The organism is Microbispora sp. NPDC046933, from assembly GCF_040644635.1.
Taxonomy (GTDB): Bacteria; Actinomycetota; Actinomycetes; order Streptosporangiales; family Streptosporangiaceae; genus Microbispora.
Genome location: NZ_JBEYWW010000061.1, coordinates 20,968 through 35,626 on the forward strand (window position 1 = coordinate 20,968; position 14,659 = coordinate 35,626).

At 74.0% G+C, this 14,659-nt stretch carries 14 protein-coding genes; 13 read left to right on the forward strand and 1 reads right to left on the reverse strand.

Annotation, left to right across the window (positions count from 1 at the left end; genetic code table 11):
• The first annotated feature begins 11 nt into the window (after positions 1-11).
• The 13 genes from ABZ857_RS42385 to ABZ857_RS42445 all read left to right on the forward strand — a co-directional run bounded on the left by ABZ857_RS42385 (position 12) and on the right by ABZ857_RS42445 (position 12,882).
• Positions 12-941 carry a glutamate ABC transporter substrate-binding protein gene (locus ABZ857_RS42385; RefSeq protein ID WP_357056056.1) on the forward strand — a complete coding sequence of 310 codons (930 nt, stop codon included), beginning with the start codon at positions 12-14 and terminating at the stop codon, positions 939-941.
• Positions 941-1,585: an amino acid ABC transporter permease gene (locus ABZ857_RS42390; protein WP_357056059.1), complete on the forward strand. Its 645-nt coding sequence runs from the start codon at positions 941-943 to the stop codon at positions 1,583-1,585. Before ABZ857_RS42385 ends, ABZ857_RS42390 begins: the two co-directional genes overlap by 1 nt.
• Positions 1,582-2,448 carry an amino acid ABC transporter permease gene (locus tag ABZ857_RS42395; protein ID WP_357056062.1) on the forward strand — a complete coding sequence of 289 codons (867 nt, stop codon included), beginning with the start codon at positions 1,582-1,584 and terminating at the stop codon, positions 2,446-2,448. The genes ABZ857_RS42390 and ABZ857_RS42395 overlap by 4 nt, the downstream gene beginning before the upstream one ends.
• Positions 2,435-3,385, forward strand: a complete 951-nt coding sequence (locus tag ABZ857_RS42400; RefSeq protein ID WP_357056065.1) for an asparaginase — start codon at positions 2,435-2,437, stop codon at positions 3,383-3,385. The genes ABZ857_RS42395 and ABZ857_RS42400 overlap by 14 nt, the downstream gene beginning before the upstream one ends.
• An 11-nt stretch (positions 3,386-3,396) precedes the next feature.
• Complete coding sequence (locus ABZ857_RS42405) at positions 3,397-4,143, forward strand: copper homeostasis protein CutC (RefSeq protein WP_357056068.1); 747 nt, start codon at positions 3,397-3,399, stop codon at positions 4,141-4,143.
• 248 nt (positions 4,144-4,391) lie between these two features.
• A complete protein-coding gene (locus ABZ857_RS42410; protein WP_357056071.1) occupies positions 4,392-5,063 on the forward strand; it encodes a hypothetical protein in 672 nt (223 codons plus the stop codon).
• A 40-nt stretch (positions 5,064-5,103) separates the two neighbouring features.
• Complete coding sequence (locus ABZ857_RS42415; protein ID WP_357056074.1) at positions 5,104-6,006, forward strand: LysR family transcriptional regulator; 903 nt, start codon at positions 5,104-5,106, stop codon at positions 6,004-6,006.
• A gap of 272 nt (positions 6,007-6,278) precedes the next feature.
• A complete protein-coding gene (locus ABZ857_RS42420) occupies positions 6,279-7,994 on the forward strand; it encodes an ABC transporter substrate-binding protein (protein ID WP_357056077.1) in 1,716 nt (571 codons plus the stop codon).
• A 5-nt stretch (positions 7,995-7,999) separates the two neighbouring features.
• Positions 8,000-8,938: an ABC transporter permease gene (locus ABZ857_RS42425; protein WP_357056080.1), complete on the forward strand. Its 939-nt coding sequence runs from the start codon at positions 8,000-8,002 to the stop codon at positions 8,936-8,938.
• Complete coding sequence (locus ABZ857_RS42430) at positions 8,935-9,801, forward strand: ABC transporter permease (protein ID WP_357056083.1); 867 nt, start codon at positions 8,935-8,937, stop codon at positions 9,799-9,801. Before ABZ857_RS42425 ends, ABZ857_RS42430 begins: the two co-directional genes overlap by 4 nt.
• Positions 9,798-11,633: an ABC transporter ATP-binding protein gene (locus ABZ857_RS42435; RefSeq protein WP_357056086.1), complete on the forward strand. Its 1,836-nt coding sequence runs from the start codon at positions 9,798-9,800 to the stop codon at positions 11,631-11,633. Before ABZ857_RS42430 ends, ABZ857_RS42435 begins: the two co-directional genes overlap by 4 nt.
• A complete protein-coding gene (locus tag ABZ857_RS42440) occupies positions 11,630-12,409 on the forward strand; it encodes an SDR family oxidoreductase (protein WP_357056089.1) in 780 nt (259 codons plus the stop codon). The genes ABZ857_RS42435 and ABZ857_RS42440 overlap by 4 nt, the downstream gene beginning before the upstream one ends.
• A 32-nt stretch (positions 12,410-12,441) precedes the next feature.
• Positions 12,442-12,882 carry an ester cyclase gene (locus tag ABZ857_RS42445; protein ID WP_357056091.1) on the forward strand — a complete coding sequence of 147 codons (441 nt, stop codon included), beginning with the start codon at positions 12,442-12,444 and terminating at the stop codon, positions 12,880-12,882.
• Between the two features lie 190 nt (positions 12,883-13,072).
• Here ABZ857_RS42445 and ABZ857_RS42450 read toward each other — a convergent pair.
• A partial coding sequence (locus ABZ857_RS42450; protein WP_357056094.1) for a thioesterase domain-containing protein occupies positions 13,073-14,659 on the reverse strand: 1,587 nt, incomplete at its 5' end.

The window sequence follows — 14,659 nt, forward strand, 5'->3', positions numbered from 1 at the left end:
GGTGGACCCCGATGGTGTCCATTAAGCGGGTGGCCGCTGTCGCCGCCGTGGCGATGGCCGGCCTGACGGCCTGTGCCGGGACGGACTCGGCAGGCTCCGCCGTGCCGGGCGCGGGCGCGAGCGAGGGCGGCGGCGGTGGCGTGCTGGCCAAGGCGCCGGTGGCCGCCGCCGCGGACATCCTGCCCGGCTCGACGATGGAGAAGATCAAGCAGCGCGGCGAGCTGGTCGTCGGGGGCTCGCTCGACGCGCCGCTGCTGTCCCAGCAGAACCCGGCCACCGGCGAGGTGGAGGGCTTCGACGCCGACCTCGGCAAGGCGCTGGCCAAGTACATCATCGGGCAGCCGAAGGTGAAGATCGTCAACTCGGCGTCCGAGACCCGGGAGGCGCTGCTGAGCAACGGCACCGTGGACGTGGTCTTCCAGACCTACACGATCACTCCGGAGCGGGCCGAGCAGGTCTCCTTCGCCGGGCCGTACTACTCCTCGGGCCTGTCCATCGCCGTCAAGAAGGGCACGACGGGGATCTCCTCCCCGCAGGACCTGAACGGCAAGACCGTCATCGCCGGTGCCAACACCCCCGCCATCCCCGCGATCAAGAAGCTCGCGCCGCAGGCGAAGATCATCACCTTCGGCGGCGACCCCGAGTGCGTCCAGGCGCTCAAGCAGGACCGCGGCGTCGCCTACGTGCAGGACGAGACGCTGCTGGTGGCCGACGCCAAGAAGGACCCCGAGCTGCAGGTCGTGACCAAGCCGTTCACCCAGGACCCGTACGGCATCGGGCTCAAGCACGGCGACGAGCAGTTCAAGTCGTTCGTCAACGACTGGCTGAAGAAGATCCAGGCGAACGGGGTCTGGCAGGACATCTGGAAGAACTCCCTCGGCACGGTCGTGCAGGGCGAGGCCCCCACGCCGCCCGAGATCGGGTCGGTGCCGGGTTCCTGATGTCGGCGCTGCTTGATCACCTGCCCGAGTTCTGGCAGGGGCTGGTCGTGACCCTCCAGATGACCGCGGCGTCGTTCGTCGGCGCCGCGGCCGTGGGGCTCGTGATCGTGGCGATGCGGGTCGGGCCGGTCCCGGTCCTGCGCACGGTCGCGACCGTCTACGTCGAGACCCTGCAGAACCTCCCGCTGCTCGTGCTGCTCGTGCTCGCGGTCTTCGGCCTGCCCGAGATCGGGCTCAAGGCCGGCCTGACCACCACGGCCATCGTGGTGATCGCGCTGTACGAGGGCGCCTACATCGCCGAGGCCCTGCGCTCGGGCGTCAACGCGATCTCCGCCGGCCAGGGCGAGGCGGCCCGCGCCCTGGGGCTGACGTTCGGCCAGTCGCTGCGCCACGTCGTGCTGCCCCAGGCGCTGCGGACCGTCGTGCAGCCGATCGGCAACATCTTCATCGCGCTCACCATGAACACCTCGCTCGCGGCGGCCGTGGGCGTGGTCGAGCTGACCGCCGCCGCCAACCGGGTGAACCTGCTGGAGGCGCAGCCCATCCCGATCTTCGTGGGGGCGGGCCTGGCGTACGCGGCGGTCGCCGCCTGCGCCGGGTTCGTGACCGGGCGGCTCGAACGGCGGCTGGCGGTGGCGCGGTGAGCAACCTGCTGTTCGACGAGCCGGGCCCGCGCGCCCGCCGCCGCATCCGCCTCGCCACCGTCGCGGGCGTGCTGGTGCTGCTCGTCCTGCTGGCCCTGGCCGTGCGCCAGTTCGCCGCCAACGGGCAGCTCGCCGCCGAGCGCTGGCAGCCGTACGCGACCTGGCCGATGTGGCGCTACCTGCTCGGCGGGCTGTGGTCCACGGCGCTGGCCGCCGTCGTGTCCGCCGCGCTCGCGATGGCGGCCGGGATCGCCCTCGCGCTCGGACGGCTGTCGCGGCGCCGGGCGGTGCGCCTGCCGTCCGCCGCGTACGTCGAGGCCGTGCGGACGATCCCGGCGCTGCTGCTGGTCTACCTCGTGCTGTTCGCGCTGCCGAGGTACGGCCTTGATCTGCCGCTGTTCTGGAAGCTCGTGGTGCCGCTGGCCGTGTCCAACGCGGCGGCGTTCGCCGAGATCTTCCGGGCCGGGATCATGTCCGTGGAGCGGGGGCAGGGGGAGGCCGCCCTGGCCCTCGGGCTCACCCACGGGCAGTCGATGCGGCTGGTCGTGCTGCCGCAGGCGGCCCGCCGGGTGCTGCCCTCGATCGTCAGCCAGTCGGTCGGCCTGCTGAAGGACACCTCGCTCGGCTTCGTCGTCAGCTACGCCGAGCTGCTCTACAGCGGCAAGGTCCTGGCCAACTACAACGGCCTGCTCATCCAGACGTACATCGTCGTCGCGCTGGTCTACCTCGTGGTCAACGCGTCGCTGTCCGCGCTCGCCCGTTCCCTCGACCGCTCCGTCGCGGGCAGGGGCGGCCCAGGCAGAAGGATCAACACTGGCAGAAGGATCACCCGTGGCAGGAGAATCACCCGTGTCCCTCGCTGAATTCGCCCCGCTCGCGGAGGTCGTGCGGTCCGGCTTCGTGGAGAGCGTCCACTTCGGCAGCGCGGTCGCGCTCTCGTCGGGCGGCGAGGTCGCCGTCGCGCGCGGCCCGGTGCACGCGCCGGTGCTGCCGCGCTCGTCGGCCAAGCCGTTCCAGGCCCTCGCCTGCCTGCTCGCCGGGGCCCACCTCCAGGGCCCCGCGCTCGCGATCGCCGCGGGCAGCCACACCGGGGAGGACTTCCACGTGCGGCTCGTGGCCGAGATGCTCGGCGAGGCCGGGCTCGGCTTCGGCGACCTGCGCTGCCCGCCCGACTGGCCGGAGGACGAGGCCGCCAGGCAGGCTCTGGTCCGGGCGGGCCTCGGCCCGTCGCGGGAGCGGATGAACTGCTCGGGCAAGCACGCCGCGATGCTCGCCGCCGCCGTCGCGGCGGGCGCTCCCACGGCCACCTACCTCGACCCCGGCCACTTCGTGCAGGAGCGGGTCAGGTCGGTGGTGGAGGAACTGGCGGGGGAGAAGGCCGCCCACGTCGCCGTCGACGGCTGTGGCGCGCCGCTGTTCGGGATCTCGCTGACGGGCCTGGCCCGCGCCGTACGCGCCATGGCCGTGTCCGCGCCCGGGACCCCGCCGCGTGCGGTCGCCGACGCCATGCGGGCGCACCCGGAGTACGTCGGCGGGACCGGCCACCTGAACACCCGCCTGATGCGGGCGCTGCCCGGCGCCGTGGTCAAGGGCGGCGCCGAGGGAGTGCTGGTCGTGGCGCTCGCCTCCGGGCACGCGGCGGCCGTCAAGGCGATCGACGGCGGCCCCCGGGCGACGACCGCGATCGCGCTCGCCGCGCTGCGGGCCGCGGGCGCGGACGTCTCGGCGGCGGCCGAGTTCACGACCGTTCCTGTGCTGGGCGGGGGCGTCCCGGTCGGCGAGATCCACGCGGCTTTTTAGTGGGGGAGAGCATGAGCCTGACGTACGAGATCTGCATCGACAGCACAGCCGGGGCGCTGGCCGCCGAGCGGGCGGGCGCGCACCGCGTCGAGCTGTGCGCCGCGCTGTTCGAGGGCGGCCTGACGCCCACCCTGGGCACGGTCGAGGCCACGCTTGCGGCGGTCTCGTCGATCCGGGTCCACGTGATCATCCGGCCGCGCGGCGGCGACTTCGTCTACGACGAGCACGAGGTCGCGGCGATGATCCGCGACGTCGCGGCGGTCCGCGACGCCGGTGCGCAGGGCGTGGTGATCGGTGCGCTCACCCCCGCGGGGGAGGTGGACACCGAGGTGGTCAAGCGGCTGCTCGACGCGGCCGAAGGGCTCTCGGTCACCTTCCACCGGGCCTTCGACATGACGGCCGACCCGTTCGCCGCGCTGGAGACGCTGGCCGGCCTGGGGATCGACCGGGTGCTCACCTCCGGCCAGGACAGCTCCGCCCTGGAGGGCGCGCCGCTGATCGCGGAACTGGTGCAGCGGGCCGGTGACCGGCTGGTGGTGATGCCCGGCGGCGGCATCACCCCGCGCAACGTGGGCCGGGTGGTCGAGGCGACCGGGGCCCGGGAGATCCACTTCGCCGCCCTCGTGGACGAGCCCAGCCCGGCCGTCCACCGCAACCCGCATCCCTTCATGGGCGGTGAGCTGCGTCAGCCCGAGTACGTCCGCCGGGTCACCTCGCCCGCCCTGGTCACAGAGGTGATCGCGGCGACGGGGGCGTGAGGCAGGAATTGCCGGGCCGTGACCCTTCCTCCCCGGCGCCGGAGCAAGAGTGGGCAGAGGAGCGGGTCGCCATGACCGGGCGGGACGAGAACGAGCGGCTGGAAGCGGCGGCGGCCGGGCGCGCCGCGCCCGGCGAGGCCACGCGGGACGAGGTGACCGGCGGCCAGGAGGGGTAGACCCGTGGGCGGGGGGTGAGGCCGATGGCCACGCCGGAGCGGAGCCGGCCCCATCCGGGGCCCGAGGAGAGCGTGCGACACGGCCGGCTGTCCGCCCGTCCCGTCGCGGTGGCGCCCAAGGACGCCGCGCCTCTCGTGCCGGGGCTGCACCGCCTGGGCGGGCGTGCCCTGTTCCACGTGCCGCCCGCCCCGGGACCCGGGCCGTCCCCGCTCGCCGTCGTGCTGCACGGCGCGGGCGGCGCGGCGGAGCAGGCGCTGGAGTGGCTGCTGCCCCAGGCCGAGGAGCTCGGCGTGCTGCTGCTCGCGCCGCAGGCCGTCTCCGCCACCTGGGACGTGATCGTCGGCGGATACGGCGCGGACGTGTCCAGGATCGACGCCGCACTGGAGGAGGTGTTCTCCCGCACGGCCGTCGAACTCGACCGGGTGGCCGTGGCCGGTTTCTCCGACGGCGCCTCCTACGCCCTGTCGCTGGGGGTGGCCAACGGCGACCTGTTCCACGCCGTGCTCGCGTTCTCCCCGGGGTTCATGGCGGCGATGATCCGGCACGGCCGTCCCCGGATCTTCGTCTCCCACGGCATCTCCGACCGGGTGCTGCCGATCGATCGGTGCAGCAGGCGGCTGGTCCCCGGCCTGCGGGAGAGCGGTTACGAGGTGGCGTACGAGGAGTTCCGCGGCGGGCACCAGGTGCCCCCGCAGACGGCCGCCGCGGCCGTCCGCTGGTGGATCGGAAGCTCACAGCCCTAATTCTATGTAGGTAATGTGGGTTTTAGGCTATGATGCGGCCATGGGAGCATTGCTCGATCTCGTGCAACTGCGAACTTTTGTGGCCATCGCCGAGTGTGGCGGCTTCGGGCGGGCCGCGTCCGCCCTGCGGACCAGCCAGCCGACGGTGAGTCAGCACGTCCGATCGCTGGAACGCGTGATCGGGCAACCGCTGGTCGAGCGGACCGGCCGGTCGACCCGTTTCACGGTCGCGGGCGAGGCGCTGCTGGTGGAGGCGCGGCGGCTGCTCGCCGTGCACGACGAGGCCATGGGCCGCCTCGGCGCCGAGCGTCCCGCCGCGCTGACCGTGGGCGCGGTCGAGCACGCGGGATACGCGGCGCTGCCCGACCTCCTGGGCGCACTGATGTCGGCGCTGCCCGCGCAGGACGTCGTGTTCCGGCTGGACCGCAGCACCACGCTGGCCGAGGCGACCCTGCGCGGCACGCTCGACATGGCGCTGATCCTCGGTGTGGTGCCCAACGTCGGGGGAAGGCAGGTCGCCACGCTCCCGCTGCGCTGGCTCGGCGCCCCGGGCTGGTTCCTCCCGCCGCCGGACCGGCCGGTGCCGCTGGTCGCCTTCCAGGAGCCGTGTGCCCTGCGGGGGCAGGCCGTGCGCGTGCTGGAACGCCTCGGCTGGTCCGTCCGCATCACGACGGAGGCCACCAACCTCGAAGGCGTGCTGGCGGCGGCCCGCGCGCGCCTCGGCCTCGCCCTGCTGCCCACCGCGTACGGCGTGCCGGACGGCCTGGAGGAGATCGTGCCGCTTCCCCGGCAGGAGGCCGTCGGGCTGCGCCTGGTGAGCCGGCAGGGGCTGGACCCGGCCATCGAGGCGCGGGCGGGCGAGGCTCTCAATTCGTTCTTCTCGTCCGTCGTGAATTTCTCCGGATCGCGTCCCGGGCAGGTTTCCATCGACAATTCCAATTGATATCGATCGGCTGAACCGATCGGCCGCTGAAATGGCTCATTCATATTGACCGGCCCGCTCGAACATGGTGTGATCTAGCCGCCACTCGGAAATTCGAATTTCGTTGAACGGCATTTTTGGGGTCCGGCTCGGCCGGTGCGGAGGGCCAATGCGACAGGCCAGTACGACGGGATGATGCGGTCCCGCCGGAAAGGCCCGGCTCCGCCGCTTCCGCACGCCTTGTTCCCCTGTTTCCCCTTGTGCCCCCTCGCGCGACAGAGAAGGTTCCACCGATGTCACTGAGCGACGACACCGCCACCCGCGTCGACGACGAACCGATCAGGAGGAGGCGCGGCCTGCGCTCCAGACGCCCGGCCGTCCTGGGGGCGATCCTGGCGGTGATCGCGGTCGTCGCCGTCGTCCTGGTCGTCTCGGCCGGCGGCGGGGACGAGCGGCCGTCCGGCCGGGCGGCGGCCGAGGGGCCGGTGGCCGGCGGCACCCTCACCTACGCCCTGGCCGGCACGCAGGTGTCGCTCGACCCGGCCGTCGCGGCCACCGCGGTGACCGGCCTGATCGACCGCAACATCTTCGACTCCCTGGTCGTGCAGACCGGCCCGGACACCTTCGGGCCCTGGCTCGCCACAAAGTGGACCGTGTCCGGTGACGGGAAGACCTACACGTTCACCCTCAGAGAGGGCGTCACCTTCCACGACGGCACGCCGTTCACCGCCGAGGCCGTGAAGGCGAGCCTCGACCACGTCGTGGACCCGGCCACCAAGTCCGCCTACGCCGCCTCGCTGATCGCGCCGTACGAGAAGTCGCGGGTGGTGAGCGACCACGTCGTCGAGGTGACGCTGAAGCGGCCGTTCACCCCGTTCCTGCAGGCGCTGTCGGTGCCCTACCTGGGCATCCAGAGCCCGGCGGCGCTCGCGAAGCCCGTCGCGGACTACCGCCCGGTCGGCACCGGCCCCTTCTCCTACGTCTCCTGGGAGAAGGACAAGCGCGTCACGCTGCGCAAGAACGCCGGATACGCCTCGCCGCCCGCCGGCGCGGCCCACCAGGGGGCGGCCTACCTCGACACCCTGGTGTTCGAGTTCGTCCCCGAGGACGCCACCCGGTGGGGCGCCCTCACCAGCGGGCAGGTGCAGGCGATCGCCGGCGTGCCCCCGGTGAACGCGGGAAAGCTGCGGTCCCTCGCCGGGTTCACGCTGAATTCCCAGGAGACGCCGGGCCTGAACTACAACCTCTATCTGAACCAGACCCGCGGGCCGCTGCGGGACGTGCGCGTGCGGCGTGCCCTGTCGGCCGCAGTGAATGTCGAAGAACTCGTGCGCAACATTTATTTCGGCCATTTCCCGGTCGCGCGCAATCCGCTCAGCCGCACCACGGCGGCCTACGACCCGACGGCCGAGAGCGAGCTGGCGTCGTACGACCCGGACGAGGCGAAGCGGCTGCTCGACGAGGCGGGCTGGACGAAGACGGACGCCGACGGCTACCGGGTCAAGGACGGCAAGACCCTCACCCTCACCTGGCCCTACTGGGCGGAGGGCAACAAGGAGCAGCGCGACGTGCTCGCCGAGGGGATCCAGGCCCAGGCCAAGCTCGCCGGCATCAAGATCGAACGGCCGGCCGTGGACACCGGGGCGTTCGTCGGCAAGTACCTCATCGGGGGCGGCTACGACCTGGTGGACGTGAGCTTCGCCCGCCCCACGCCCGACGTGCTGCGCTTCGCGTTCGCCTCGGGCAACACCTACGCCAAGGCCGGCGGCAACGTCGCGCTGGTGGACTCGCCGCGGATAGACGCGTGGGTGGAGGAGGCGGCCGAGACCTCCGACCCGGCCACCGCCGGGAAGGACTACGCCGCCGTGCAGCACGAGGTGCTGCGGCAGGCGTACGTGCTGCCGCTCTACACTCCCGTGCAGCTCACCGCCTTCTCGGCGAAGGTGCGCGGCGTCGCCTTCGACGCCCAGACCTACCCGGTCTTCCACGGCGCCTGGCTGGGGGCCTGATCCCGGTGGCTCCACTGGCCCGCCGGCTGACCCGCAGGCTGGCGCTGACCCTGTTCGTGCTGTGGGGCGCGGCGACGCTGGCCTTCGCCGGCATGCGACTGGTGCCCGGCGACCCCGCCCGGATCATCGCGGGCGGGGTCCAGGCCAACGCCACCCCCGAGGTGCTCGACGCGATCCGCGACCAGTACGGCCTGCGCGAGCCGGTCGCCGTGCAGTACGTCCTGTTCCTCGGCCGGCTCCTGCGCGCCGACCTCGGCGGCTCCTACCAGCTCGGCCGGCCGGTGAGCCGCGTGATCGGCGAGCAGCTCGGCCCCACCCTGGCGCTCGCCTCGGGGGCGGCCGTCCTCGGCTTCTGCCTGGCGGTCGCGCTGGCCCTGCTCACGGCGGGCAGGCCGCGCGCGCGGGCCGTCTCCCGCGTCCTGGAGTTCTGCTCGATCTCGACGCCGAACTTCTGGATCGGCATCCTCCTGCTGGCCGCCTTCTCCTTCCACCTGCGCTGGTTCCCCGTGCTCGGCGACGACGGACCGGCCGCACTGGTGCTGCCGTGCGCCGCGCTCGTGCTGCCCATCGCCGGCGTGCTGGCCCAGGTCACCAGGGAGGGGCTGGAACGCGCCCTCGACCAGCCGTTCGCCCTGACCGCCCGGTCGAGGGGCGCCACCGAGCACCGCATCCGGGCGCGCCACGCGCTGCGGCACGCCGCGCTGCCGGTGCTCACGCTCTCCGGCTGGGTGCTCGGCGAGCTTCTCGCCGGGACCGTCGTCGTGGAGACCGTCTTCGCCCGCCAGGGCCTCGGCCACGTCGTGGTGGCGGCGGTGCGCGGCCGGGACTTCCCGGTCGTGACGGGCGTGGTCGTGCTCTCCGCGCTCACGTTCTCCCTCATCAACATCGGGCTCGACCTGCTCTACGGGCTTGTCGACCCCCGCGTCCGGGAGGCCGCCGTATGACCGCCCCGGGTTCGTACGGCGTGGCGGCGCGGCCGGCGCTCCCGCGCGTGCGGGTGGGGGCCGCGCGGGCAGGCGTGGCGCTGGCCGCCGCGTTCTTCGCGCTCGGCTGCCTCGCCGCCCTCGCCCCCGGCCTGTTCGCCCACGGCCCTGACCAGGTGAACCCGGCCCTCGCGCTGCGCGGCCCGATGGCGGGCCACCCGCTCGGCACCGACCAGCTCGGCCGCGACGTGTTCGCCCGGCTGGTCTTCGGTGCCCGGCCGTCGCTGCTGGTCGGTGTCGGCTCCACCCTGCTGGCCGGGCTCGCGGGCTCCGCCTGGGGCCTGCTGGCGGCGCTCGGCGGCCGCCTCGTGGGCGAGGCGGCCATGAGGCTGGCCGACGTGCTGCTGTCGTTCCCGGCCATCCTGATGGCCCTGCTCGTCGTGGCCGTCCTCGGGCCGGGCACGCGCAACGCCGTCCTGGCCATCACCATGGCGCTCGCGCCGGGCTTCGCCCGCGTCGTCCGGGCGCAGGCGCTGGTGGTCCGCGGCTCGGCGTACGTGCGGGCGGCGGTCAACCTGGGGCTGACGCCGGCCAGGATCCTGCTGCGGCACATCGCGCCCAACGTCGTCGCGCCGCTGCTGATCCTGGCCACGATCAACGTGGGCACCGCGCTCATCGCCGGGGCCTCGCTGAGCTTCCTCGGGCTCGGCCCGCAACCGCCCGCCCCCGAATGGGGGGCGATGCTCGCGCAGGCGCGCGACTACCTCGACGTGAGCTGGACCCTGGCCCTCTTCCCGGGAGCGGCCATCACGCTGACCGTGATGTCCGCCACCGTCGTCGGGCGGGCCCTGCAGGCCCGCTACGAGGGGCGGGAGGCCGGATGACCGATTCGTCCTCTGGGCCACCCCTGCTGGAGGTCGCCGGGCTGTCGGTGGACTTCGCCACCCGGCGCGGCGTCGTGCGGGCCGTACGCGACGTCGACCTGTCGCTGCGCGCGGGAGAGTGCCTCGCGGTCGTGGGAGAGTCGGGCTCGGGCAAGAGCGTCACCGCCCGTGCGCTGCTCGGCCTCGCCGGCGCCGGCGCGCGGGTGCGGGCGCGGACGCTGTCCTTCGAAGGGCGCGACCTGCGCCGGCTGAGCGGCCGCGAGTGGCGGCGGCTGCGCGGGCGCCGCATCGGCTACGTCCTGCAGGACGCGCTGACCTCGCTCGACCCGCTCCGCCGCGTCGGGCACGAGGTGGCGGAGGCGCTGGAGGTGCACGGCCTGGCGGGCCGCGACGACCTCGACGACCAGGTGATCGGGCTGCTCGCGGAGGCGGGCGTGCCCGACCCGGACGTGCGGTTCCTGCAGTATCCGCACGAGCTGTCCGGCGGGCTGCGGCAGCGGGCCCTGATCGCCTCCGCGATCGCCGCCCGGCCGTCGCTGCTGGTCGCGGACGAGCCCACCACGGCCCTCGACGTCACCGTGCAGGCCCAGGTGCTCGACCTGCTCGGGGAACGCGTGCGGGCGGGCACGGCCGTGCTGCTCATCAGCCACGACCTGGCGGTCGTGGCCCGGCTCGCCGATCACGTCGCCGTCCTCTACGCGGGGCTCGTCGTGGAGCGGGGACCGGCGGACGCGCTGCTGCGGGCCCCCGCCCACCCCTACACCGCCGACCTGCTGGCCGCTGCGCCCGCCGTGGACGGCCCGGCGCGGGAGCTGCCCCTCGTCCGCACCGGCCCACCGGCCGCCGGCGGCTGCCCGTACGCGCCGCGCTGCGCGCTGGCCGACGACCGCTGCCGCGCCGAGCCGCCCCCGCCCGTGCCGTACGGGCCGGGCCGGGAGGTCCGCTGCTTCCACGCCGGGCGGGACCGGCCCGCCCCCGCTCTCGACAGGGCGGCGGAGCCGCCCCGGGTGAAGGACCATGCGGTCGTCTCGGTGCGTGGGATCACCAAGCGGTACCGCTCCCCGGGCGGCTCGTGGCGTACGGCCGTGGACGACGTGTCGTTCGACCTGCGCGCGGGCGAGGCGCTGGGCCTGGTCGGCGAGTCGGGGTCGGGCAAGAGCACCACCGCCCGGATCGTGCTGGCCGAGATCGCCCCCGACGCCGGGACCGTGCTGCTCGACGGCGAGGCGTGGAGCGGGCTGCGGGAGCGCGACCGCCGCTCCCGCCGCTCCCGTGTCCAGCTCGTCGACCAGGACCCGCTCAGCTCGTTCGACCCGCGGTTCACGGTCGAGCGGGTCGTCGGGGAGGCGGTGCCGGGAAGGATGCCGCGCCGCCTGCGCCGCGACCGGGTCGCCGGGCTGCTCGCCGAGGTCGGGCTGGATGACGCCCTGCTGGAGCGGCGCCCCGCCCAGTTGAGCGGCGGGCAGCGCCAGCGGGTGGCGATCGCGCGGGCGCTCGCCCCCGGGCCCGAGGTGATCGTCTGCGACGAACCGGTCTCCGCGCTCGACGTCACCGTCCAGGCGCAGATCCTGGCCCTGCTCGCCCGGCTGCGGCGCGAGGCCGGGGTGGCGCTGCTGTTCATCTCGCACGACCTGGGCGTCGTCCGCCAGGTCTGCGACCGGGTGGCGGTGATGAAGGACGGGGCCCTGGTCGAGACCGGCGACGTCGCGGACGTCTTCCGCGCCCCGCGCGCCGCCTACACCGCCGAACTGCTCGCCGCCGTCCCGAGGATCGACGCGGGGCGGGCGGCGGGACGAGCCGCACCCGCTATGAATCTGGAGGGCCTGCCATGACCTCACCTACCCCCGGCCCGCGCGCCGTCCTCGTGACGGGCGCGGGCTCGGGCATCGGCCGGGCGACCGCCGAGCTGTACGCCGAGCGCGGCGTCGCCGTGCTCGCCGTGGACCACGACGAGCACGCGCTCAAGGAGCTCGCCACGCTCGACCGCGTGGTGACGCTGGCCGGCGACGTGTCCCTGGAGGAGACCAACGTGGCCGCGGTCGCGCTGGCGGAGCGGGAGTTCGGCCGGCTCGACGCGGTCGTGCTCAACGCCGGCATCGGCGGCACCCGGCCTTGGGAGTCCCCCGGCGCGGTGGAGGCCGCCGACCGCATCCTGGCGGTCAATCTCCGTGGGCCGATCCTCGGCATCCGGGCCGCCGCGCCCGCCCTGCGGGCGGCGGGAGGCGGCGCGATCGTCGTCACCGCCTCCGTCGCCGGACTGCGCGCCGACCCCGGCAACTGGGCCTACAACGCCTCGAAGGGCGCGGTGATCAATCTCGTCCGTGCCGCGGCCATCGACCACGCGCCCGACGGCATCCGGGTCAACGCCCTCGCCCCCGGGCTCACCTGGACGCGGATCAACGCCGGCGTCCGCCGGGACCCGGTGCTCACCGCCGAGATCGAGCGCCGCGTGCCGCTCCAGCGGTTCGCCGAGCCCCGCGAGCAGGCCGAGGCCGTCTGGTTCCTCACCTCGCCCGCCGCCTCGTACGTCACCGGGACGACGCTGGTCGTCGACGGCGGCCTCGACGCGAGCCTCGGAATCCTCCCGCTGCCGGCCGCACGCCGGTGACCTTCGCAACCGACCAGACAAGGAGATCGCCCGTGAGCACCACGGAGACGAGCACCACGCAGACGAGTGCCACGGAGATCAACCGCGCGGTGGCCAGACGCTTCTACGAGGAGGTCGTCTCGCAGGGCCGGCTCGACGTCCTCGACGAGATCGTCGCCAACGACGCGTCGGACGCGGCCGGGCCCGCCGGGGGCAACCTGGGGCGTGAGGGATTCGTCCAGCACATCACCTGGCTGCGCGCGGCGGTCGAGGGCGTGACCGCGACCGTGACGGACACCGTCGCCGAGGGCGATCGGGTCGTCGTCTACTGGACGATCGAGGGGGTGCAGCGCGGCGAGGTGTTCGGCGCCCCGCCGAGCGGCCGCCGCTTCACCGGGCAGAGCATCAGCACGATCCGGTTCCGCGACGGGCGGATCGTCGAGTACGAGGTTCTCCCGGACCGGCTGGGCATCGTGCGGCAGCTCACCGCCTGACAGGCCGACGTCCGGCGCGGCGGGAAGGTGACCCGGCACCGGACGGCCACGCCAGGCGGCCGGCCGGGATGCGCCTGGCCGGCCCCGCCGCCAGGCCCGGCGCCGACGCGGTCAGCACGATCGCGCCGCCGCCCCGGGAGCCCCCCGGGAGCCCCCGGGAGCGCCGCACCGGCGCGGCGGCGCGGCCGTGTCACGCCGCGGGCTCCTCCGGCTCGTCGGACTCCTCGATCCGGAGCGTGCCGATCCAGGCTCGGATCGCCTCTGCCGTCGTGCCCGCGTGCTCCTCCAGCGTGGTGAAGTGGTCGCCGGGGATGTCCACGGCCTCGTGCGGCACCGGCCAGTACGCCTGCCAGCGGGTCGGGGCGTCCGGCTCGACCGTGGTGCCGCGCAGCGGCTCGACGGCACGCAGCAGCAGGATCGGGGTGTCCACGGGTTTGGGCTGCCAGCCGATGAACAACCGGTTGTAGACGCCCATCGTCGTCAGCCTGGTGTCGTGGAGCGTCATGTCGAACCGGTCGATGCGGTCGAGCATGCCGCCGATCATCGCGCCCTGCCACCAGTCCATGCCGTCCTGGGCGGAGGCGTCGATGGGATAGCTGTCGATCAGCGCCAGCCCGGCCGGCCGCAGGCCCTGCTCCTCCAGGGCCACCGTGACGGCGTGCGCCACGCAGCCGCCCATGGACCGGCCCACGACGACGAACGGCTCGTCGCCCACGCACTCGCGCAGGCCCTCGACGTTCATCCGGATCAGCGTCTCCAGCGAGTCGGGCAGCGCGTCGTCCTCCCCGTCGGTGAATCCCGGCGACGGCACCACGTACACGTTCCGGTCGTCGCGGAACGCCTGGCCGAACCGGGAGTACTCGTGCGGTCCGGAGATCGCGCTGAGCGCGGGGAAGCAGACCACGGAGATCCGGCCAGGTCCCGTCGCCAGCCTGACCGGCGGCAGCGCGTACCGGTCGCGGTCCGGCGCACCGAAGTGACTCCGCGCGTGCGACGCCGCCACCAGCAGCTGCGCCGCCTCGTCGTGCTTGCCCGTTTCGTGCATCCGCCGGTGCAGGGCGGCCAGACCACCGCCGGACCCCGCGTCCGTACGGCGGGCCGATCCGGCCGGGGCGCTCGCCGAGCCTGGCAGCTCCCGGTCGAGGTACGCCGCGATGGCCTGGGGGGTGGGGTGGTCGAAGGTGAGGGTGGCGGGGAGGCGGAGGGTGGTTGTGGTGGTGAGGCGGTTGCGGAGTTCGACGGCGGTGAGGGAGTCGAGGCCGAGTTCGATGAGGGGTCGGTCGGCGGGGATGGCGGTGGGGTTGGGGTGGGTGAGGACGGTGGCCACTTCGGTGCGGACCAGGTCGAGCAGGGCCTCGGTCCGCTGGTCCGGAGTGAGTCCGTTCAGCCGGGTGGCGAGGGTGGGTCCCCCGGCCGCCGCGCCGCGTACGGAGGGACGTGCCTGCCGTACGAGCCCGCGCAGCAACGGCGGCGGGGTCTCGGCCGCGGCCGTGAGGGCGGTCGGGACGACCAGGGGCAGGCCCTGGTCGCGGAAGGCGACGGCGTCGAACAGGGCGAGGGCGTGCGCGGCGCTGAGCGGGCTGAGCCCGGTCCGCTTGATTCGCGCGTGGTCCACCGAGGTCAGGTTCGTGGTGAGGGTGCTGGTGTGGGCCCATAGTCCCCAGGCGAGGCTGGTGGCGGGCAGGCCGTGGGTGTGGCGGTGGTGGGCGAGGGCGTCGTGGAAGGTGTTGGCGGCGGCGTAGTTGGCTTGGGCGGCGCCGCCGATCAGGCCGCTGAT

Excerpts from the sequence above, each read along its gene's own strand:
- ABZ857_RS42385 (WP_357056056.1), top strand. The coding sequence starts at position 12 with ATGGTGTCCATTAAGCGGGTGGCCGCTGTCGCCGCCGTGGCGATGGCC.
- ABZ857_RS42390 (WP_357056059.1), top strand. The coding sequence starts at position 941 with ATGTCGGCGCTGCTTGATCACCTGCCCGAGTTCTGGCAGGGGCTGGTC.
- ABZ857_RS42405 (WP_357056068.1), top strand. The coding sequence starts at position 3,397 with ATGAGCCTGACGTACGAGATCTGCATCGACAGCACAGCCGGGGCGCTG.
- ABZ857_RS42415 (WP_357056074.1), top strand. The coding sequence starts at position 5,104 with ATGGGAGCATTGCTCGATCTCGTGCAACTGCGAACTTTTGTGGCCATC.
- ABZ857_RS42420 (WP_357056077.1), top strand. The coding sequence starts at position 6,279 with ATGTCACTGAGCGACGACACCGCCACCCGCGTCGACGACGAACCGATC.
- ABZ857_RS42430 (WP_357056083.1), top strand. The coding sequence starts at position 8,935 with ATGACCGCCCCGGGTTCGTACGGCGTGGCGGCGCGGCCGGCGCTCCCG.
- ABZ857_RS42435 (WP_357056086.1), top strand. The coding sequence starts at position 9,798 with ATGACCGATTCGTCCTCTGGGCCACCCCTGCTGGAGGTCGCCGGGCTG.
- ABZ857_RS42440 (WP_357056089.1), top strand. The coding sequence starts at position 11,630 with ATGACCTCACCTACCCCCGGCCCGCGCGCCGTCCTCGTGACGGGCGCG.